The organism is Methylobacterium sp. P5_C11 (assembly GCF_054049775.1).
The window spans coordinates 29,988-50,005 of record NZ_JBFULS010000019.1 but is presented as its reverse complement, the minus strand read 5'-3'; the positions used below and the strand labels follow the sequence as shown (position 1 = coordinate 50,005).

General features: G+C 70.8%; 15 protein-coding genes and 2 pseudogenes. 12 read left to right on the top strand and 5 right to left on the bottom strand.

The window, feature by feature from the left end:
* Positions 1–200: 200 nt before the first annotated feature.
* The 3 genes from ACXJKQ_RS12605 (at position 201) to ACXJKQ_RS12595 (ending at position 3,569) form a co-directional block, all read left to right on the top strand.
* Positions 201–1,130, top strand: coding sequence for a transglycosylase SLT domain-containing protein (locus ACXJKQ_RS12605; RefSeq protein WP_457106076.1), 930 nt, complete (start codon positions 201–203; stop codon positions 1,128–1,130).
* An 83-nt stretch (positions 1,131–1,213) separates the two neighbouring features.
* Positions 1,214–2,116, top strand: a complete 903-nt coding sequence (locus tag ACXJKQ_RS12600; RefSeq protein WP_457106075.1) for an alpha/beta hydrolase — start codon at positions 1,214–1,216, stop codon at positions 2,114–2,116.
* A 127-nt stretch (positions 2,117–2,243) separates the two neighbouring features.
* Positions 2,244–3,569, top strand: coding sequence for an O-antigen ligase family protein (locus ACXJKQ_RS12595; protein ID WP_457106074.1), 1,326 nt, complete (start codon positions 2,244–2,246; stop codon positions 3,567–3,569).
* On the opposite strand, the pseudogene ACXJKQ_RS12590 reads toward ACXJKQ_RS12595, so the two are convergent.
* From ACXJKQ_RS12590 to ACXJKQ_RS12580, 3 genes and pseudogenes are all read right to left on the bottom strand, one after another.
* A pseudogene (locus ACXJKQ_RS12590) lies at positions 3,511–3,965 on the bottom strand (acyl-CoA thioesterase). The gene ACXJKQ_RS12595 and the pseudogene ACXJKQ_RS12590 overlap by 59 nt on opposite strands.
* Positions 3,966–4,300: 335 nt before the next feature.
* Entirely contained in the window at positions 4,301–6,058 is a 1,758-nt protein-coding gene (locus tag ACXJKQ_RS12585) for an outer membrane protein assembly factor BamB family protein (RefSeq protein WP_457106073.1), read from the bottom strand.
* A 62-nt stretch (positions 6,059–6,120) separates the two neighbouring features.
* Positions 6,121–6,672, bottom strand: a complete 552-nt coding sequence (locus tag ACXJKQ_RS12580) for an ankyrin repeat domain-containing protein (RefSeq protein ID WP_457106072.1) — start codon at positions 6,670–6,672, stop codon at positions 6,121–6,123.
* Between the two features lie 119 nt (positions 6,673–6,791).
* On the opposite strand from ACXJKQ_RS12580, the gene ACXJKQ_RS12575 reads away from it, so the two are divergent.
* A complete protein-coding gene (locus ACXJKQ_RS12575; RefSeq protein ID WP_457106071.1) occupies positions 6,792–7,010 on the top strand; it encodes a hypothetical protein in 219 nt (72 codons plus the stop codon).
* A 16-nt stretch (positions 7,011–7,026) separates the two neighbouring features.
* On the opposite strand, the gene uvrB is transcribed toward ACXJKQ_RS12575, so the two are convergent.
* Positions 7,027–9,774, bottom strand: coding sequence for an excinuclease ABC subunit UvrB (gene uvrB / locus ACXJKQ_RS12570; protein WP_457106070.1), 2,748 nt, complete (start codon positions 9,772–9,774; stop codon positions 7,027–7,029).
* A 300-nt stretch (positions 9,775–10,074) separates the two neighbouring features.
* On the opposite strand from uvrB, the gene ACXJKQ_RS12565 reads away from it, so the two are divergent.
* From ACXJKQ_RS12565 to ACXJKQ_RS12530, 8 genes and pseudogenes are all read left to right on the top strand, one after another.
* The gene (locus ACXJKQ_RS12565) at positions 10,075–10,692 is read left to right on the top strand and encodes a hypothetical protein (protein ID WP_457106069.1); all 618 of its coding nucleotides are present in this window, start codon (positions 10,075–10,077) and stop codon (positions 10,690–10,692) included.
* Complete coding sequence (locus ACXJKQ_RS12560) at positions 10,679–11,068, top strand: transcriptional regulator (protein ID WP_457106068.1); 390 nt, start codon at positions 10,679–10,681, stop codon at positions 11,066–11,068. Before ACXJKQ_RS12565 ends, ACXJKQ_RS12560 begins: the two co-directional genes overlap by 14 nt.
* A gap of 77 nt (positions 11,069–11,145) precedes the next feature.
* Positions 11,146–11,868, top strand: coding sequence for a di-trans,poly-cis-decaprenylcistransferase (locus ACXJKQ_RS12555; RefSeq protein ID WP_457106067.1), 723 nt, complete (start codon positions 11,146–11,148; stop codon positions 11,866–11,868).
* A 43-nt stretch (positions 11,869–11,911) separates the two neighbouring features.
* Complete coding sequence (gene coaBC / locus ACXJKQ_RS12550; protein WP_457106066.1) at positions 11,912–13,135, top strand: bifunctional phosphopantothenoylcysteine decarboxylase/phosphopantothenate--cysteine ligase CoaBC; 1,224 nt, start codon at positions 11,912–11,914, stop codon at positions 13,133–13,135.
* A gap of 323 nt (positions 13,136–13,458) precedes the next feature.
* Positions 13,459–15,555: pseudogene (locus tag ACXJKQ_RS12545) on the top strand (methyl-accepting chemotaxis protein).
* 107 nt (positions 15,556–15,662) lie between these two features.
* Positions 15,663–16,079 carry an FKBP-type peptidyl-prolyl cis-trans isomerase gene (locus tag ACXJKQ_RS12540; protein ID WP_043345483.1) on the top strand — a complete coding sequence of 139 codons (417 nt, stop codon included), beginning with the start codon at positions 15,663–15,665 and terminating at the stop codon, positions 16,077–16,079.
* A gap of 37 nt (positions 16,080–16,116) precedes the next feature.
* The gene (locus ACXJKQ_RS12535; protein WP_457106065.1) at positions 16,117–17,487 is read left to right on the top strand and encodes a Wadjet anti-phage system protein JetA family protein; all 1,371 of its coding nucleotides are present in this window, start codon (positions 16,117–16,119) and stop codon (positions 17,485–17,487) included.
* Positions 17,480–18,106, top strand: a complete 627-nt coding sequence (locus ACXJKQ_RS12530; RefSeq protein WP_457106064.1) for a DUF4194 domain-containing protein — start codon at positions 17,480–17,482, stop codon at positions 18,104–18,106. Before ACXJKQ_RS12535 ends, ACXJKQ_RS12530 begins: the two co-directional genes overlap by 8 nt.
* Positions 18,107–18,214: 108 nt before the next feature.
* Here the strand turns inward: ACXJKQ_RS12530 and ACXJKQ_RS12525 are convergent, their stop codons facing one another.
* Positions 18,215–19,891, bottom strand: coding sequence for a methyl-accepting chemotaxis protein (locus ACXJKQ_RS12525; protein ID WP_457106063.1), 1,677 nt, complete (start codon positions 19,889–19,891; stop codon positions 18,215–18,217).
* Positions 19,892–20,018: the final 127 nt, after the last annotated feature.

Genomic DNA, 20,018 nt, shown 5'->3' with positions numbered 1-20,018 from the left:
GCCATGGCGTCCCTCTGTACCCCAACGCTACGACGGGCCGGCCCCGGAGCGCCAGAGCGCGAAGGTGCGCCATCCGGTCCGGAGCGAACGCCGTGCGCGACTTCTCCCCGACCGGCACAGGCGCCCGAGGCCCGTGGCGGGCGGGAAGCTCGGCCAGGAAGGTTGACCGCACGGATTGATCCGCACCCGCAGGTCGCTACATGCGCGGCGTGACAGTCCAGCCCCTGCGCCTCGGCGCGCTGCTCCTCGCCCTCGCCTGCGCGCCTCCGGCTTCGGCCGCCCCGTCCGAAGGGGCGACCGAGACCGTCGAGCAGGCACTCTGCCGGCTCATCGACGAATCCGCCAAGGCGCGCGGCCTGCCGATACCGTTCCTGACGCGCCTGATCTGGCGCGAAAGCAGTTTTCGCGTGGGCGTCGTCAGTCCGGCCGGGGCGCAGGGCGTCGCGCAGTTCATGCCCGGGACGGCCCGGGAACGCGGTCTCCTCGACCCGTTCGATCCCGAGCAGGCGATCCCGCACGCGGCTCATCTGCTGTCCGACCTTAAGGCGCAATTCGGTAATCTCGGGCTGGCCGCGGCGGCGTATAACGGCGGCGCTGCGCGGGTGAGCAAGTGGCTCGCCGGCGACGGTGGCCTGCCCGCCGAGACCCGCACCTACGTCGCCGCCATCACGGGCCTGCCGGCGGAGGACTGGCGAACCGGCCCGGCCAAGGCGATCGAGTATCCGGAGGGCGGTCCGCCCGCCAAGCCCGAATCCAAGCCCAAGGACGCGACGGACGCGAAGCCGGCCGCGCCGCAGACCTGCCTGCAGGTGACCGCAGCCTTGCGCATTCCGTCCCGCGGCGACCGCTTCGCGCTCGGCCTCAACGAGGGGCCGGCCGCCCCCTGGGGCATCCAGCTTGCCGGCAATTTTTCCAAGGCCCTGGCGCTCCAGAGCTTCAATCGCGCGCGGAGCGCCTATGCGGGCGTGATCGGCGAGGTGCGGCCGATGATCATCGGCACGCGCCTGCGCAACCGTGGGACCCGCGCCTTCTACCGGATCCGCATCCCGGCGCAGAGCCGGCAGGCGGCCGACGACCTCTGCATCCGCATCCGCAAGGTCGGTGGCGCCTGCATCGTGCTGCGGACCTGATTTTCCGGGCTCCGCCGCGGGACCGTCATCAATCCGCCCCGAGGGCGGTGCGGAATGGCACGGTCGGGACAACCGGATGGGATATGACACGACTCCTCACCGCGTTCGCCAGCCTCCTCTGCCTGGGGCTCGCCGCATTCGGCTTCACCGCTGCCTCGCCGCTCGCCCTGTTCGACGCGATCGGCCCGCGCGACCCGGGGGGGCGTCTCGCCGCGAAGGACCAGCCGTTCGGCGAGGGGTCGCGGCGGCGCCTCGACATCTACGTTCCGACCGCTGCGGCGGAGAACGCGCCGGTCCTGGTGTTTTTCTACGGCGGCTCCTGGCAGAGCGGGTCCAAGGATGACTACGCCTTCGTCGGGCACGCGCTCGCCGCGCAGGGCTTCGTCACGGTGCTGCCCGACTATCGGCTCTACCCGGAGGCGCCGTTCCCGGGCTTCCTCGAGGATGGCGCGGCGGCCATCGCCTGGGTGCGCGACAACATCGCGGCCTACGGGGGTGACCCGCGCCGCATCGTGCTCGCGGGCCACTCGGCGGGGGCCTACAACGCCGTGATGCTCGGCCTCGACCCGCGCTACGTGACCGCCGCCGGCGTCGATCCCAAGGTCATCAAGGCGGTCGCGGGCCTGTCCGGTCCCTACGACTTCCTGCCGTTCGATCAGGACACCACCGTCAAGGTGTTCGGAAAGGCTCCCGATCCGGAGTCCACGCAGCCGGTCGCCTTCGCGGGTCCGCTCTCCCCGCCCGCCTTCCTGGCCACGGGCGACGCCGACACGGTGGTGAAGCCGCGGCACACGGTCAGCCTCGCCGCCAAGCTCCGCGCCGAGCACGTCCCCGTCCAGGAGCGGATCTATCCCGGGCTCGACCACAAGGACACGCTCCTGGCGCTCTCCGTCACCTTCCGCTCGAAGGCGCCGGAACTCGCCGAGATGGCATCCTTCCTGATGCGGCAATCCGCGGGGCGCTCCCAGTACACGATGCGGCGCTGAACGAGCCCGGCCCGCATCAAGGTTATCGCGCGATCGTTGGGTGCAACGCCTGATTTCCCATCGCCCCGGACCCGCGGGACGCTAGAATGGCCTCGGCCGCAGAGCGCGGCCCTCGCGGTGGGACGACATGGCTTCTGCGGATGCGGCGATCGGTATCCCGGCCGACGGCCGGCGGCACGGTGTCGCGAGCCGCGACCTGCCGGACGCGCTGCGCGTCCTCCTGAACGGGTCCGTCTTCGTCCTCCTCTGGAACCACGTCTGGCTGAAGGATCTGTCGGATCGGTCGATGCTTGCGGCCTCAGAAGACGGCAGCCTGCTGACGCAGGTTCTGTTTCTCGCCGCCGGTGCCGCCATGGCCGCGGCGATCTACCGGATCGGCGTCCGCCACCTGCGCCCTCTGGCGACGCGCCCGCTCGTGCTGTGCGCCCTCTGGCTCAGCGCGACGGCACTGCTCTCCATCGAGCCGAGCCTCGCGCTGCGCCGGCTGGCGCTCTTCGCCATCGCGGCGATGCTCTCGGCGGGCGTGCTGATCGTGGCCCGCTCGCCGCGGCAGCTGGCCCTGACCATGGCCGGATCCGCCCTGGTGATCGTGCTCGCGTCCTACCTCGCGGTCGCCTTCGTGCCGAACCTCGCGATCCACTCGGCCTTCGACGTGAACTCCGATCCGAGCCACCCCGGCCTCTGGCGCGGAATCTTCCCACAGAAGAACGAGGCCGGCGCGGCCATGGTGATCCTGGTGATCGTCGGCCTCTACGTGGCGTCGGCGGCGAGCCGCCTCCTCGGCTGGGCGATCGTGCTCCTCGCGGCCGGGTTCCTGGTCGCGAGCGGTTCGAAGACCGCGATCCTGCTCCTGCCGGTGATCCTCGTCGTCACCGGCCTGTGCCAAGTGCTGACCGGCGGCCTGATGCGGCGCCTGCTGCTCCTCGGCCCGGTGATCGGCTTCTCGCTGATCTCGATCGGCTCGGTGCTCGCACCGGCCATTCAGGACGCGGTCGGGGCGCTCCTCACCGACGCCACCTTCACGGGGCGCAGCGAGATCTGGCAGTTCGCCATCGACAATATCCTGATCCGGCCCTGGCGCGGCTGGGGGATCGGCGCGTTCTGGATGACCGAGCGCACCATGTATGGCGGCTCGGAGGAGCTGACCTGGGTCAACACCGTCGACCACGCGCATAATGCCTATCTCGACACCGCGCTGATCGGCGGCCTGCCGTTCCTCGCGCTGACCGTGGTGGCCTTCGTGCTCGCTCCGGTGCGCGACCTGCAGCGCGTCGCCGGCGGTACGCGCCTCGACGCGGAGACCCTGCTCTTCCTGCGGCTGTGGTTCCTCGGCCTCGTCTCGGCGTCCTTCGAGACGGTGTTGTACAACGGCAACAACGCCACCTGCTGCATGTTCATGATGGCGGTGTTCGGCCTGCGCCTGCGCACCCGCTACGCCATCGCCAGACCGTGAGGGCGGATCGGAGCCCGACCCCGTCTGATGGCACCTGGTGCGGGCGCCGGTCGTCGCCGATCGCCACGAAGGTGAAGGTCCCCTCGGTGACCTTCATGGTGGCCTCGCTCGCCCGCTCGCGCCGCCGGACCTCGACCTGGATGCGCAGGGACGAGCGTCCGACCGTCAGGAGCCACACGTAGAGGCTGACCTCGTCGCCGACGAAGGCCGGGTGGCGGAACGTGATCGCGTCGACCGGGATGGTGGCGCACCGCCCCCCGCGCCCGCCGGGTTTGTATCGGTGGGTATGGCGATCGTGCGGATCACCGGCGGCTCGTAATCCGTCGGCCGGGCCGCCTTCCTCGCCGGTATCCGCAGTAACCGTCCCTCGCCGAACCAGCCGGCGGATGTATCCATCTGCCTTGGCAATGCGGCTTCAGGGCCGGGCGCGGGTCCCCTCTCCACCCAAGTCGGGCCTGCCCGACTTGGGCTCCTCAGTGCGGGCCTCGGGCAGGCCCGAGGCCCGTGCGGCAGAGGGACAGGGTGAGGGCTGTGCGGCTTCCGGATCAGGCTCGCTCTGACCGCGCGTTGGCGGCGTGCTGAATCCTGTACCCTCTCGTCCCTCACCCCAACCCTCTCCCGCACGGGGGAGGGAGTGCGTCGCGCTCTGCCGCCAGCGCCCATGTCCGACCGAGATCTGTGAACACCCGAGCCCGAACCAGCGGGACAGATCCGGGGACGCTCGGCCGCCGTCAATCGGGCAGTGCGAAGACCAGCAAGGCGTCGCCGGTGCCGAAGCCGGCGGCCTTGGTGTACGATGCGCCCCCGGCCGCGACCGCCACATACTGCTTGCCGTCGAGCGCATAGGTCATGGCCGGCCCGCTGATCCCGGCACCGCACTGGAAGCGCCAGAGCACCCGGCCGTCCCGGGCGTCGTGGGCGTCGAGATGGCCGTCCTCCTCGCCGGAGAAGACAAGTCCGCCGGCGGTCGCGAGCGTACCCCCCGAGAGGCGGCTCGCCGACCGCACGGTCCACGCGATCCGGCCGCCATCGGCGAGATCGACGGCGGTCAGCGTGCTGAAGGACGGCTCGCCCTTCGCCTCGCCCGTTTCCGTGTAGCGGATCTCCGGCCGCCCCGCGGCGGCCGGCACGGTCTTGACCGTGTAGGTCGTCGCCCCGTGGCGGACCTGCACGTAAGCGCGGCGCCCGTCATACGCGGTGGGCGGCCACGAGACCGCTCCCAGGGGGCCTGGCGCCACCACGGTGCTCTGTGGGGTCGGCGGCGCGAACAGGTTCTTCTGTTCGAGAAGCGGCGCCGACCGCTCGATGAGCGTCCCCGTCGCGCGGTCGTGGACGTAGATCCAGCCGGTCTTGCTCGCGGAGGCCACCGCCTTGGTGCCGTTCGGTCCGTCGAGCAGGAAGGGCGGCGCGGCGACGTCGTAGCCCCATTCGTCGTGGGGCACCTGCTGGTCGTACCAGCGCAGCTTTCCGGTCTTCACGTCCAGGGCGACGAGGCACATCGTGTAGAGATTGTCCCCCGGCCGCGACAGGCCGAAATTCTGCGGCGCCGGATTGCCGGTTCCGAAGAAGATCAGGCCGAGATCGGGATCGTAGGCCGGCGTCATCCAGAGCGAGCCGCCGCCCACGCGCCAAGCGTCGCGGTTGGCCGGCGCGGCCGCCTTCTCGGCGGCGATGTCCCGGTGGAGGGGCGTGCCGTCGGCGGTCGTCTCGACGAAGCCGCCCTCCCACCCCTCCGAGGGGGTTACGTACCAGCGCCAACGCTCCTCACCCGTCTTGGCGTCGTAGGCCGCGAGCCAGCCGCGCCGGCCGTAGCCGCCCTCGATGCCGACCACCGCGCCGCCGTCGAGGCCGCCCGCCGCGTCCTCGATGTGGAGGCCGTAGCCCGCGCCGGTGACGCCCACGATCACCAGACCGTCGGCGACCAGCGGCGGCATCTTGAAGCCCAGCCGGCTCGATCCCTGCACCGGCTTGCCGCCCAGCGTGGCCGCCAGGCCCGAGGCGGTCTCGCTCTCGCCCTCCTCCGGCCGCACGGCCTCCTTGTCCCAGACCACCTGGCCGCTCTTGGCATCCAGGGCGATCAGCCGCCCGTCCATGGTCGCCTCGAAGACGAGGCCACCCGATACGGCGAGCCCGCGATTCGAGGGCGGCCCGAAGATTTTGTCTGTCCGCGGCTTGTGCGTGTAGGTCCACAGGGGCTTGCCGGTGCGCGCGTCCAGCGCCGCAACGTTGTTCTGCGTCGTGGAGACGTAGAGGGTCCCGTCCACCATGACGGGCTGGGCCTGGAAATAGCCAGTCACCCCCGTCTGGAAGATCCAGGCGGGCCGCAAGCGGCCGACCGTGTCGCGGTCGATCTGGGTCAGCTCGGAGAAGTTGCGGTTGCTGGGGTCGTGCCCGAAGGCCGGCCAGGGAGTCTCGGCGGCGGATGCTGGAATAAAAGAGACAGATCCTCCCAGGCAGGCCAGCAGGACGGCTCGAAACCCTCGCGACAAAGCTGTGCTCCCCTGTGCGGCGACACTTGCGCCTGAACGGACCCGTCCCTTTGGCGAGAGCCTCAGGCCTTTCGCCGCGCCGCGCCGTCGAGCTGAGCGGGCGTCGCCTGCGCTCCCATGGCACGGGCCATGTCGGCCGCGCCCTGGCCTGACGCGTCACGGCGATCCGGGTCGGCGCCGTGCTGGAGAAGTAGGTCGACCATCTCGGTCCGGTCGAACATCGCCGCCGTCATCAGTGCGGTGCGGCTGCCGTCGCCGACACCGTCCACCGCGGCCCCGTGCTGGAGGAGCAGCCGCGCCACCGCCAGATCGTTCTTGAACGCCGCGCCGGCGAGCGGCGTCTGGCCGCGGTCGTTGGCGAGTTCCGGGTCGCCGCCGGCTTCGAGGATCACACGGGCCGCTTCCGCCTGACCGTTATAGGCGGCCAGCATCAGCAGGCTGTCGCCCTTGTCGTTGCGCAGGTTCGCCGGCAGCCCCTGGCCGAATAGGTCGGCAAGCTCCTGCGCGTGGCCCATGCGGGCATACTGAAAGACCCGGGCCGCGAAGGCCAGGGTGTCGTCGTCGAGGATCGGGGGCGTTTTCGGGTCCGGGGCCATCGCGTGCTCGTCTCTCATCGCGACTGATCTGGGCCGATGCGGCATCCTCGTCCAGCGGCGGCGGGAACGGTTTCGGCGTGTGGCTCGTTCCAGCCGCCAATCCGGGCTCGAATGCCCGACGCTTCCGGAGCGTTACGATGCCCCGACCGTTTGAGCCCTACGCCGACGCGCTGCGCACCGCCCGCGAGATCGTGCGCGAGCAGGCCGGTGCCATCGTCGAGGCGGCCGTCCGCGCGGAGTCCCAGGCCTACGACGAGGCCTGTAATGTCCTCGTCGTCCGGATCGCGCAGGCCCTAGTCGATGCCCGCGAGGCTGGACCGGGGGGCGGCCTCGACCGGGGCTACGAGGCCGCGTAAGGCATCGGCGGCCGGGTCAGCCCCGCCGCCGCCCGCCGCCGCCCTTGTACTTGGGCTTCTGTCCGCCGAGCCCCTGCGTCGAGCGCGGCTTCGGCCGCTCCTGCCAGACCGGCGCGAGGCCGCCCACCGGCAGCTCCCGGTCGGTGCCGGGACCCATATTGTCGAGGTCCGGCTTGGCGATCCGGCTGCCCACCGCCCCACGTGGCGCCTTGCGGCCGAACTTGCCGGCTTCCCGCTCAACGTCGCTTTGCCGGGCCATCGGGTCGTCCGAAACCAGCAGCTCGGTCGCCTGGAGCCGCTTCAGCTCATCGCGCAGCCGCGCCGCCTCTTCGAAGTCGAGATCGGCGGCGGCCGTCCGCATCCGCTTCTCGAGATCCGCCATCACGGCCTTGAGATTGTGGCCCACCGTGATCGCGTCCTTGGCAAGCCCGGTATCGACCTGGACGTGGTCGCGCTCGAACACGCTGCTGAGGATGTCGGCGATGCCGCGCTTCACGCTCTGCGGCGTGATCCCGTGCTCGGCGTTGTAGGCGAGCTGCTTGGCGCGGCGCCGCTCGGTCTCGGCCATCGCCCGCTCCATCGAGCCGGTGATGGTGTCCGCATACAGGATGCAGCGGGCGTCGGCATTGCGGGCGGCGCGGCCGATGGTCTGGATCAGCGAGGTCTCCGAACGGAGGAAGCCCTCCTTGTCGGCGTCGAGGATCGCCACCAGGGCGCATTCCGGGATGTCGAGGCCCTCGCGCAGCAGGTTGATGCCGATCAGCACGTCGAAGGCGCCGAGCCGCAGGTCGCGGATGATCTCGATCCGCTCCAGCGTGTCGATGTCGGAGTGCATGTAGCGCACCCGGACGCCGTTCTCGTGCAGGTACTCGGTGAGGTCCTCGGCCATGCGCTTGGTGAGCGTGGTCACGAGCGTCCGGTAGCCGGCCTGGGCCACTTCCCGGACCTCGCCCAGGAGATCGTCCACCTGGCTGCGGGCCGGGCGGATCTCGATCACCGGATCGACCAGCCCGGTCGGGCGGATGACCTGCTCGGCGAAGACGCCGCCGGTCTGCTCCATCTCCCACTTGCCGGGCGTGGCCGAGACATGGACCGTCATCGGCCGCATCGCGTCCCACTCCTCGAAGCGCAGCGGGCGGTTGTCGAGGCAGGAAGGCAGCCGGAAACCATACTCGGCGAGCGTTGCTTTCCGGCGGAAGTCGCCCCGGTACATGCCGCCGATCTGCGGCACGGTGACGTGGCTCTCGTCGGTGAAGACCAGGGCGTTGTCGGGCAGGTACTCGAACAGGGTCGGCGGCGGCTCACCGGGCTTCCGGCCGGTGAGGTAGCGGGAATAGTTCTCGATGCCGTTGCAGGCGCCGGTGGCCTCGATCATCTCGATGTCGAAGGTGCAGCGCTGGTCGATGCGCTGCGCCTCGATGAGACGGCCCATCTTGGTCAACTCCTCGATCCGGCCGTTCAGCTCGGTCTTGATGCCCTTGATCGCCTGCTGCAGCGTCGGGCGCGGCGTGACGTAGTGCGAGTTGGCGTAGACCTTCACGAACTTCAGCTCGGAGATGGTCTTGCCGGTGAGCGGGTCGAACTCGACGATGCTCTCGACCTCGTCGCCGAACAGCCCGATCCGCCAGCCGCGATCCTCCAGGTGGGCGGGCCACAGCTCGATGGAATCGCCCCGCACCCGGAACGTGCCGCGGGCGAAATCCGACTGGATGCGCTTGTACTGAAGCGCCACGAGGTCGGCGATGAGCTGGCGCTGCTCGATGCGCTCACCCAGCGAGACCGTGAACGACATCGCCGTGTAGGTCTCGACCGAGCCGATGCCGTAGATGCACGAGACCGAGGCGACGATGATGACGTCGTCGCGCTCCAGCAGGGCGCGGGTGGCCGAGTGGCGCATCCGGTCGATCTGCTCGTTGATCGACGATTCCTTCTCGATGAACGTGTCCGAGCGCGGGACGTAGGCCTCGGGCTGGTAATAGTCGTAGTAGGAGACGAAATACTCCACCGCGTTGTCCGGGAAGAACGCCTTGAACTCTCCGTAGAGCTGCGCGGCCAGCGTCTTGTTGGGCGCGAGGATCAGCGCCGGGCGCTGCGTCTCTTCGATGATCTTGGCCATCGTGAAGGTCTTGCCCGATCCGGTGACGCCGAGGAGCACCTGATCGCGCTCCAGCGCCTGCACGCCGCCGACGAGTTCCGCGATGGCTTTCGGCTGGTCACCGGCCGGCTTGAATTCGGATTTCAGCGTGAACCGGACGCCGCCCTCGGATTTCTGCGGGCGCTCGGGCCGGTGCGGCGTCCAGGTCTTGCCGTCCTTGAATAGCGGGTTGCCCTCGGTGAGCAGGCGTTCCAAGGCCGTCACCGTGGCCGAGGCGCCCCCGTCGCCGCCGGGATCCGGCAGGTCCGCACCCTCCGGTGCCGGCCCCTCGTCCGGCGGGGTCAGGCCGAGGGCCTGGGCAAGGCGCGGGTCGACATCCGCCGCGTCGCCCAGCGCGTAGCCCGCCTGGGGCGCCTCCGCGAAACCGTCGCGGGCGATCTCCGCATGACGGGTCGCCGCCTGCGGGGCGGCCTTCGCTTTCCTGCCCTTGGGCTTTCCCGGCCGCGCGGATGGTTCGGCCTGCGGCGCGGCCGGCACCGGGCGGCTGCGGTTCAGCGCCGGGTTCAGCAACTCGGCCAGATACGTGTCGAGGGGCTTCAACTCCGGTTTCGACGCCTTGGCGGACGAGGCCGTGACGGAAGCGGCGCGCGGTTTCTTCGGTGCGGGCATGGGAACAATATGGGCTCCGACACCGCTCGCAGGAACCCTGTCGGCGGGCAGTTCTACCACTTTCGTACGCGTTGATCGGATCCACGGGCGATGCTGAGGACGAATGCCACGATCCTGCCTCAGCGTCGACCAAAGGGGTGAATACAACCTTCAGGTAGAATTCGCCCAGAATCGAACTGGATCCTCGGCGCCGATGCGGTGAAGATCCGCCTCTCTGATATGGGGGAAACGGCTTGCGACGACGGTGTCCGGCCGATACTTTGCGCTGCAAAGCATGGTGCGACCGTGGAATCGAGGCACATGCAGGACCTGGACAAGGCACTGGCCGACATCGTCGCGATCCGCTCGCAGATCGCCCGCGATACGGCGTTTCGCGGCCTGGGCGCGGCCACCGTGGCCGGTACTGGCGGCCTCGCGCTCGCCTGCGCCGCGGCGCAGGCCCTGTGGCTCGGCGATCCGACGGCGCGGCCGGGCCTGTTCTTCGGCCTCTGGATCGCTGCCGCCCTCGCGGCGTTCGCGATGATCGGCGTGGAGGCGGTCCGGCGCAGCCGGCGCCTGCATTCGGGACTGGCCGACGCCATGGTGTGGAACGCCATCGAGGTGTTCCTGCCCGCTGCGGGCGCTGGGGCCTGCCTCGCCCTGGTCATCGCCCGCTTCGCCCCTGGCGAGGTCTGGATGCTGCCCGGCCTGTGGCAGGTGCTGGTCGGCCTCGGGCTCTTCGCCTCTGCGCGGATCCTGCCGCGGGCGGTCCAGGGCGTCGGCGCTTGGTATTTGCTCGCGGGTCTCGCCGTGCTGGCGATCGCGGCCGAGACGCGGGCTCTGTCTCCCTGGACGATGGGCCTGCCCTTCCTGGTCGGTCAGGCGTGGCTGGCCGGGATCATCCATCACGGGGCGCGGGCCTTCGATGACGACCGCTGACCGTTCCGACGGCCGTTTCTCCTACGAGGGGCTCGACAGGATCATCCATGAGCGCGCGCGCCTGAGCGTGCTCACCTCCCTGGTGGCACATCCCAAGGGATTGCCCTTCCCGGACCTGAAGCGCCTGTGCGGGCTCACCGATGGCAACCTGAGCCGCCACCTCGCCGTGCTGAGCGAGGCCGATCTTGTCAGCCTCGAGAAGCGCTTCGCGCAGAACCGGTCGCAGACGGTGTGCCGCCTGACTCCCGTCGGGCGACGGCGCTTCATCGGCTATCTCGGCGTGCTTGAACAGGTGGTGCGCGACGCCGCGGAGGTCGCCGGGCGCGGTCCCGAAACCGGTGTCCGCGGCCTCGATCCGGCCACGAAAACGGCGTGAGACCGCCGGGTCCTGCCGGGAATGTTAACCCCGTTTCGATAGACCTCAACGACACGCCCATGCCGGGAGACTTTACGATGCAAAGCGAAGCGGTGCCGGGCGCCCTGCACGCCGCGATCATCATGGACGGCAACGGGCGCTGGGCGACGCAGCGCGGCCGGCCGCGGCTCGCCGGCCACCATCGCGGCGTGGAGGCGATCCGCCGGACCGCCGAGGCCTGCCCGGATCTCGGCATCGGCACGCTGACGCTCTACGCCTTCTCGGCCGACAACTGGCAGCGCCCTGCCGAGGAGGTGGGCGGCCTGATGCGGCTCCTGCGCTCATACCTGCGCAACGAGACCCAGCGCCTCGCCCGCACCGGCACCCGCCTCAGCGTCGTCGGCCGGCGCGACCGCCTGCCGGTCGGCATCCCCGATGCGATCACCGCGGCGGAGGCCGCCACGGCGGCGGGGACCCGGCTGCATCTGCGGATCTGCGTCGACTACTCGGCGCGCGACGCGATCCTGGCGGCGGCGCAGCGGCTCCAGGGCGAAGACCTGACGCGGGAGAATTTCGGCAAGTTGGTGGCCGGCCCGATGCACGGCTCGCCGGTCGATGTCGATCTGCTGATCCGAACCGGCGGCGAGCGTCGCCTCTCCGATTTCATGCTCTGGGAGGCGGCCTATGCCGAGCTGCATTTCACCGAGCGGATGTGGCCCGATTTCGGACCCCAGGACCTCGCCGAGGCGGTCGCCGAGTTCGGGCGCCGCGAGCGCCGGTTCGGCGGCCTGAAGGCGCCGGCCGTCTCGGCGGCGGCCTGACGCCGCTTGACGCGCGCCCACCCGCGCGCAGAGGGTCGCCGGCATGATCGAGACCCTCGCCGACCGCCGTGTGCTCCTCGTCATCGGCGGCGGCATTGCGGCCTACAAGGCCCTCGACCTGATCCGGCGCCTGCGCGAGCGGGGCGCCAGCGTCTGCCCGGTGCTCACCGCCGGGGCACAGGAATTCGTCACGCCCCTCGCGGCGGCCGCGCTCGCGGGGGAGCGGGCACACACCGACCTGTTCGACCGCGCTTCCGAGGCCGAGATCGGCCACATCAAGCTCGCCCGTCAGGCTGATGCCGTGGTGGTGGCGCCCGCCACTGCCAACCTGATGGCCCGGATGGCCGGCGGCCACGCGGCCGACCTCGCGACCACCATCCTGCTGGCCACGACCCTGCCGATCCTGATCGCGCCGGCCATGAACGTCCAGATGTGGGCGCACCCCGCCACCCGCCGGAACCGCGCGGTGCTGGAGGGCGACGGCGTCCGGATCGTCGGCCCGAACGCCGGCAAGATGGCGGAGTCCGAATCCGGGCCGGGCCGCATGGCCGAACCCAACGAGATTGCCGACGCGCTGGAGCGGATGCTCGGGCTCGCGGCCGGGGACAGGCCCCTGGCCGGCCGGCATGTGCTCGTGACCTCCGGCCCGACCCACGAGCCGATCGATCCGGTCCGCTACATCGCCAATCGCTCCTCGGGCCGCCAGGGCCACGCGATCGCGGCCGCGGCCGCGGCGGCCGGCGCCGCCGTGACCCTCGTCTCCGGTCCTGTGGCGATCCCCGACCCGCCGGGCGTCGCCGTGGTCCGGGTCGAGACAGCCCGGGAGATGCTGGAGGCCGTCCAGACGGCGCTTCCGGTCGACATCGCGGTCTTCGCCGCCGCGGTGGCCGATTGGCGCCCGGAGCAGGAGGCCGGGACCAAGAAGATCAAGAAGGACGGCGCCGGTCCCGCCCCGATGCCGCTGGTCGAGAACCCTGATATCCTCGCGACGATCGCGCATCTGCCCGCGGGCCGCCCGCCCCTGGTTGTCGGGTTCGCCGCCGAGACCGACACGGTCCTCGAACACGCCCGGGCGAAGATCGCCCGGAAGGGCTGCGATCTGATCGTGGCCAACGATGTCTCGGCCGAGGGCGGCGTCATGGGCGGCGTCGACAACACGGTGCACTTGATCGGGCGGGACGGCTCCGTGGAAACCTGGCCGCGCCTCGGCAAGGACGAGGTCGCGCGCCGGCTGATCGCACACCTCGCGGGTCTCCTGGCGGGGTGACGAGACCCTGCCGCCGCTCGCTCGGCTCCGGCGTCCGGGATGATGACATCTGCAGAGGTCAGCTCTCACGCTGACGAGATGAGTTCGCACAAAAAAGTTACCGAACAATTCTGAATTCTTTGCCGTATCTTGCTTGAGATATCCTATTATTTGCTGTTTTCAAAAATTTAAGTCTGTATCTGTATTTTCTGAAATGAGACAAAATTGCGAAATAAGGTGAAAGGCGCGTCTTGAATCGCCCGGTTGTGCGGATGTTGTCCTGAAAGATCTTGCTATGATCTTGCCGCGTGCTCGGTTTCTCGGGCTGTCGGAGTTGGGGCATGATGCGCGTGCGCGAGTTGTCGATCCGGACGACGCTGTGTGTCGTCCTCGTCGCCATGGGCCTGATCCTGCTCGGCTTCGCGACGAGCGCCGTGCGGGATGGGCAGGGGCAGGCGGTTCAGGCGGAGCGGGTCATCGCCCTGGTTCGTGCGAGCCGTGCGTTGCTCCAGACCCTGAACGTGACTCGCTTCGAGCGCGGCGCGACCCTGCAATTCCTCGCCGCTGCGGAGCCTGTCGATCCGGAGACCTTGGCGTCGCTCTACGCGGACAGACAGCGGGCCATCGCCGGGTTCGCCGAGGCGCGGTCCCTCCTGGACGGGCTGGACCTCGCGGCGGTCACGGCGACGCTCGGCCGCCTGCACGCCGCCCGCGACCGCGTCGACCGCCTCCGCCCGCGGGTGGACACGGCCCTGCGCGTGTCCCGGACCCAGCGCGAGACCGGGGTGGCCGCCGAGGCGCAGGCCGGCTTTCAGGAGATGCTCGAGGCCCTGATCGCCACGAGCGACGCCGTGGACGCCGCGATCCCTCTATCCGACGCCATCCTCCGGCAAGACCTCGCCCTCAAGCGGGCGGCCTGGTCGGCGCGCATGTCAAACGGCGCCGTCGCCCTGCGGGTGCAGACCTCCCTGGCGGCCGGGACATCCTGGTCGCTGGACGACGCCATGGCGGCTGCCGAGGAGCGGGGACGTCTCGACGCCGCCTGGAAGTCGGCCACCGAGTCCGTTGCCGGAGCCACCGAGGCGGTTCGGGCTGCGTTCCGCCGGGCGGAGATCAACAACTTCGAGGGTGCCCCCCTGGCCCGGCGGCGCGCGGTGGCGAATGCCCTGAGCCGTGGCGAGCCGCCGGGATTGACACTCGCGCAGGCTCGAAAGCTCGACACGCCCGAGCAGATCACCCTTGTCGACCTCGCCTTCGTCTGCCTCGACGAGATGATCGGACGATCCGAGATTCTCTCCGGCGCGGCGCGGGGGGGCCTTCTTCGCGACGGGGCGGCCCTGTTGGCCACCCTGCTCCTCGTCGTGCTCGGCTTGTTCGTCCTGGTCCGCGGTGTCCTTTGGCCGCTCCGCGCGATGACGGCCACGATGGAGGCTCTCGCGGCGGGGGATGTCGGCGTCGCGGTGCACGGGCGGGACCGGCGCAACGAGATCGGTGCGATGGCGCGGGCCGTCCAGGTCTTCAAGGACACGTTGATCCGCACCCGCGCGCTGGAAGCCGAGGCGGATGAGACCCGGCAGGCGGCCGAGGTGCGGCGCCGGACCGGCATACGCGCGATGGCCGAGCGTTTCGAGCAGGCGGTGAGCGGCATCGTCGGGCGCGTGTCGTCGGCCGCCGCCGAACTGTAGGCCACGGCCCGGACCATGACGGCTGCCGCGGCGGGAACGGCCGGCGAATCCGCCACCGTCGCCGCGGCGGCCGAGGAGGCGGCGCGCAACGTGAACACCGTGGCGGCGGCCGCCGCGGAACTCGGCGCCACCGTGCGGGAGATCGGTCGCCAGGTGGACGGCTCGGCGCGCCTCGCGAAGACCGCCGCCGTCGAGGCCGACCGGACCGGCGCCCAGGTCCATGCCTTGAGCGAGTCCGTGGTCCGGATCGCCGACGTGGTGGGCCTGGTTTCTGCCATCGCGGAACAGACCAACCTGTTGGCCCTGAACGCCACGATCGAGGCGGCCCGGGCCGGTGCCGCCGGCCGGGGCTTCGCGGTCGTTGCCACCGAGGTGAAGGCGCTCGCCGATCAGACCGCCAAGGCCACGGCCGAGATCGCGGGCCAGATTGCCCAGGTCCAGGTCTCCACGGGGGACGCCGTCTCGGCGATCGGGGCGATCACGGCCCGCATCCGCGAGATCAACGGCGTGGCGGCCTCGATCGCCGCGGCTGAGGAGGAGCAGGGCGCGGCCACCCAGGAGATCGTCAGAAGCGTGGCCGCGGCGGCCCAGGGCGCAGCCGCGGTGACCGGCCACATGGCCGGCGTGGCCGAGGCCTCGCATGCGACGGAGGCGACGGCGGCCAGGGTTCTGGATGAAGCCTCCGCACTCACGGCCCAGTCTGAGCATCTCACCGTCGAGGTCGGTCGCTTCCTCGCCGGTGTCCGGGCCGCCTGAACGGCCCCGGAGTACCCTGCCGACGGTCTCCCTGGCCTGGATCGGTTCGAGGCGATAGAAGGCCTCCCGACGGCCGGCGCGCACGGCGCCGGTTCCAGGGAGAAACCATGCCTCGCCTGTCCCCCCTCTTCGGAGCCGCGTTGATCGCCATGACCACAGCCGCAACTGCCGAGACCGTGACCACCCCGTCGGGCCTCAAGTATCAGGACGAGGTCGTCGGCACCGGGCCTGAGCCGAAGGCCGGGCAGCAGGTCACCGTCCAGTACACCGGCTGGCTCGACGAGGGCGGCAAGAAGGGCAAGAAGTTCGACTCGTCCCGCGACCGCAACCAGCCCTTCAGCTTCCCCCTCGGCGCCGGCCAGGTGATCAAGGGCTGGGACGAGGGCGTCGCCACCATGAAGACCGGCGGCAAGCGCACCCTGATCATCCCGCCGCAGCTCGGCTACGGCGCCCGCGGCGCCGGCGGCGTGATCCCGCCGAACGCCACCCTGATCTTCGACGTCGAACTGCTCGGCGCGAAGTAAAAGGACCCGGCTGCGCGAGCGCGCGAGTCCCCAGACCATGCTGTTCGCGCAGCTGTCCGACGAGCTGTTCAAGCCGCTGGCCTCGCCGAGCCGCGGTTTCAACGCCGCCCTGCTCCTGCACCTGCACCGGCGCGTCCTCGGGGCCGAGCCGGTGCGCAAGGCCGAATTGCTCGCCGAGATCGGTGACTTCGCTGCCGGCTGGAGCGACCCCGAGGTCAGCGGCGACGAGCCGATCTCGGCCGATCCGACCGAGCGCCGCACGGCCCTCTACCGGCGCCTCCTCGACACCGGGTGGCTGATCGAGCGCCGCGAGCGCTACGTCCCGGTCGCGGAGTTCGACCCTGAGGCCCGGCTCCTCCTGGAGGAGCTGTCCCGGCTGGAACGGGGCGAGACCCGCTCCTACGGCGGCGCCGTGCTGGAGGTGCTGGGCGGCCTTGAGAGCGCCCTGTCGGATCCGTCGAACCGGAGCGAGGCGCTGTCGAACGCGGCCCGGGGTGCCGCCGCCTTCCTGTCCCACGTGCGCGGCCTCGCCGCCGGCATGCGCAAGGTCGAGGAGCGCATCCTGCGCGAGCCCGACCGCGCGAAGACTTTCCGGCTGTTCTTCGAGGATTTCGTCGAACGGCACCTGATCAGCGACTACCGGACGCTGCACACCCGCTTCAACCCGTTCCGCTTCCGCGCCAGCGTGGTGCGCGAGGCCGGCCGGGCGCTGCGCGACGCCCTCACGGTCCGGGCGCTGGCCGAGGGTCTGATCCGGGAGGGGCGGAGCGCCGACCTCGACACGGCGCAGCGGGCGGTGCGGGCGGATCTCGCCCAGATCCTGTCGGTGTTCGAGGGGCTCGACAACCACCTCGATGCCGTCGACGCCGTGGTGGCGCGCCTGGAGCGCCGGATCGCCTCCACCCTGCACGTGATGGACCGCCCGGATCCGAGCGGGGTCGAGCGGGTGGCCGCGATGCTGCGCGCCGTCGGCGGGTCGGAGATCGCCCCCGAGGTGCCGGGCGACGTCTCGCTGCTGCGCCCGCCCATCGGGCACGCGCATCTCCAGGCACCGCGGGCGCGCAAGTCCGCCATCGACATGGAGCCCCTGCCCGACATCGAGGACGATCCGGTGGTCGACGCCTTCGCGGCCGCCAAGGCGGAGTTCCGGCGGCGCACCACCGTGACGCCCGAGAGCATGAGCGCCTTCGTGGAGGCCCGCCTCGGCAAGGCCGTGACCCTGCGCGGGTCGCAGATCGTGATCGCGGGCGTCGACGACTTCATCGTGTTCCAGCGCCTGCGCGAAATCGACGTGCTGTTCGACGCCAAGCTCGGCGCCCGCTATGCCGTCACCCGGTTGCCCGAGCGGGTCGCCAACGGCTGGCTGGACTGCCCGGATTTCCTCTTGAAGCGCCGCCCCCATGCTTGAGGGGTTCCGCGCGATCATCGACGGCGACGAACCGCCGCCGCCCGGCGCCCGGGCTCCCGATGCGGAGGAGCTGAGCCGCGCCCTCCAGGTGCTGCTGAAGGGGCAGGTGATCTACGCCGAGACCCAGGGCATCGGCCGCTCCTACGAGCTGGCCCGGCACTACGCGCCGTTCTTCACCGATTATTTCGCCTGCTTGGGCTACGCGCTGACCGTCGCGCACCGCGACCAGATGGTCTCGCTGAGCCCGGCCGCCGACGCACCCCGCCACGACATCGTCTCGGAGCGCCTGCGCAAGGACGAGACGCTGGTGCTGCTGGCGCTCCGGCTGCTCTACGAGGAGGGCCTGCGCGATCACCGGGCCGGCACGGACGGGATCGTGGACTGCACCACCGACGAGATCGTCGAGAAGATCCGCACGGTGGCGCGCAACGAGCCCCCCGAGGAGGGCCGGCTCGCCGACATTCTGCGCCTCTACGCCAAGCGCGGCGGCCTGCGCCTCGGCGAGCGCGACCGGGTCGAGCGGGTCACCCCGCTCTCGCTCCTGCCGGGGCTGACGGTGCTGGCCTCCGACGCATGGATGGAGCGCCTCCGGGCGTGGTCCGAGGCCGGGGAGGCCTGAGGCCGTCAGCGCCCGCCCCCGAGAGGCGTGACCTTGGGTCGCCGCGCCGCACCCGCGACGGCGAGGGCAACCGGGCGCGTCGCCCGGAAGCCGCCCGCCGGTTCCGGTTCAGGCCGCTCGGACCGTTGCCAGGAAGTGCTCGACCTCGCCGCCGAGATGGGCTGCCTGGCGAGCCATCTCGGAGGCAGAGGCCAGGACCTGCGCGGCGGCCGCACCGGTCTCTTCGGCGGCGCCCGCGACGCCGCTGACATTGGCGGTGACGGACTCGGTCCCGGTCGCCGCCTCGGCGACGTTGCGGACGATCTCCTGGGTGGCCGCGCCCTGCTCCTCGACGGCCGCCGCGATGGAGTTGGCCATGCCGCTGATCTCGCGGATGCGGCCGGCGATGCCGTCGATGGCCTGGACGGCCTGGCCGGTCGAGCCCTGGATCTGGGCGATCTGGGCCGAGATCTCGGCGGTGGCCTTGGCGGTCTGGTCGGCCAGCGCCTTCACCTCGGTGGCGACGACCGCGAAGCCGCGACCGGCGGCCCCCGCCCGGGCGGCCTCGATCGTGGCGTTCAGCGCCAGCAGGTTGGTCTGGCTGGCGATCGCCGAGATCAGGTCCACCACCTCGCCGACCCGGCGCGCGCCGGTGCTCAGCGCCTGGACGAGGTCGGCCGTGGCGGCCGCCTCGCGGACGGCGGCCTGCGCCAGATCCGCCGAGGAGCCGACCTGGCGGCCGATCTCGTTGACCGAGGAGCCCAGCTCCTCGGCGGCCGCCGCGACCGTGGTCACGTTGGTGGAGGCCTCCTCGGCGGCGGCCGCCGCGCTGGTGGACTGGCCCGCCGTCTGCGTCGCCGTCGCGGTGAGGCTCTGGGCCGTGGCTTGGAGCTGCGTCGCCGCCGACGTCACCGAGCCGACGATCCCGCCGATGGCGGATTCGAATCGGTCGGCGAGCTCGCGTGTCGCCTGCCGGCGCTGCGCCTCGGCGCCGGCCCGGGCCTGCGCGGTCTCGGCCTCCAGGGCGCGGGCGTGCAGCAGGTTCTCCCGGAAGACTGCGACGGTCGCCGACATGGCGCCGATCTCGTCTCGCCGCGCCGCGTAGGGGATCTCGGTCTGCGTGTCGCCGTCGGCGAGGCGCCGCATGGACAGAGTCATGCCGGCGAGCGGCCGTGACACGCCCGTGAAGGCGTACAGCATGGCGCCCAGCGCGATCGCGAGGCTGACGATCAGGCTGACGATGGTGGCCCGGACCGCGTCGGCCTGGCTGTCGCGGGCCGTGCGCCCGGCCGCTTCGCCGGTCTTGATGTTCAGGTCGGCGAGAGCGCGGGTCGCGGTCGAGGCCGCGAGATAGTCGGCATTCATGGGGCCGCGGAAATAAGCGAGCGCCTGGTCGTGCTGATCGGCCGGAAAGGCGCGGAGGCGGTCCCAGTCGGCCTGCTGCACCGTCAGCTTGGCGAGCAGGTCGTCGTAGAGCGTCTGCTCCTCCTTCGAGGCCACGAGGGTGCGGTAGGACTCGACCTTAGCCTGGCGATTCCGGATCAACTCGTCCGCGTTCTTCAGGCTGGTCGCGCGCTCTGCCTCGCTATCCGCCGTCACGTAGCGGAACTGCCACAGCCGCGACCGCATCACGAGGGCGTTGATCGACTGGGCCTCGTTGATCGACGGCACGGCGTTGTCGATCAGCTCCGCGAGCCGCTGGTCGACCTCCTGCATCTTGTAGAGAGTGACGCCGCCCTGAACGATCGCCGCCAGGAGCAGGAGGGCGAAAAGGCCGCTTAATTTCGCTTTGAGACTGAGACGCATCGGTCAATTCCGGTCGTACGGACGAGACCGGAAGGACATGAGCATCTTCTGCTAACAGTGTCATAACCTGCAGTGGAATCTGGCTTCAGACCTGCGTGTGCGTCGGCTTGCATACGCGGCCGAGTCC

Coding starts and splice junctions, on each gene's coding strand:
- ACXJKQ_RS12565 (WP_457106069.1), top strand. CDS start 10,075: ATGCAGGACCTGGACAAGGCACTGGCCGACATCGTCGCGATCCGCTCG.
- ACXJKQ_RS12580 (WP_457106072.1), bottom strand. CDS start 6,672: ATGAGAGACGAGCACGCGATGGCCCCGGACCCGAAAACGCCCCCGATC.
- ACXJKQ_RS12595 (WP_457106074.1), top strand. CDS start 2,244: ATGGCTTCTGCGGATGCGGCGATCGGTATCCCGGCCGACGGCCGGCGG.
- ACXJKQ_RS12575 (WP_457106071.1), top strand. CDS start 6,792: ATGCCCCGACCGTTTGAGCCCTACGCCGACGCGCTGCGCACCGCCCGC.
- uvrB (WP_457106070.1), bottom strand. CDS start 9,774: ATGCCCGCACCGAAGAAACCGCGCGCCGCTTCCGTCACGGCCTCGTCC.
- ACXJKQ_RS12535 (WP_457106065.1), top strand. CDS start 16,117: ATGCTGTTCGCGCAGCTGTCCGACGAGCTGTTCAAGCCGCTGGCCTCG.
- ACXJKQ_RS12600 (WP_457106075.1), top strand. CDS start 1,214: ATGACACGACTCCTCACCGCGTTCGCCAGCCTCCTCTGCCTGGGGCTC.
- ACXJKQ_RS12530 (WP_457106064.1), top strand. CDS start 17,480: ATGCTTGAGGGGTTCCGCGCGATCATCGACGGCGACGAACCGCCGCCG.
- ACXJKQ_RS12555 (WP_457106067.1), top strand. CDS start 11,146: ATGCAAAGCGAAGCGGTGCCGGGCGCCCTGCACGCCGCGATCATCATG.
- ACXJKQ_RS12605 (WP_457106076.1), top strand. CDS start 201: ATGCGCGGCGTGACAGTCCAGCCCCTGCGCCTCGGCGCGCTGCTCCTC.
- ACXJKQ_RS12560 (WP_457106068.1), top strand. CDS start 10,679: ATGACGACCGCTGACCGTTCCGACGGCCGTTTCTCCTACGAGGGGCTC.
- ACXJKQ_RS12525 (WP_457106063.1), bottom strand. CDS start 19,891: ATGCGTCTCAGTCTCAAAGCGAAATTAAGCGGCCTTTTCGCCCTCCTG.
- coaBC (WP_457106066.1), top strand. CDS start 11,912: ATGATCGAGACCCTCGCCGACCGCCGTGTGCTCCTCGTCATCGGCGGC.
- ACXJKQ_RS12540 (WP_043345483.1), top strand. CDS start 15,663: ATGCCTCGCCTGTCCCCCCTCTTCGGAGCCGCGTTGATCGCCATGACC.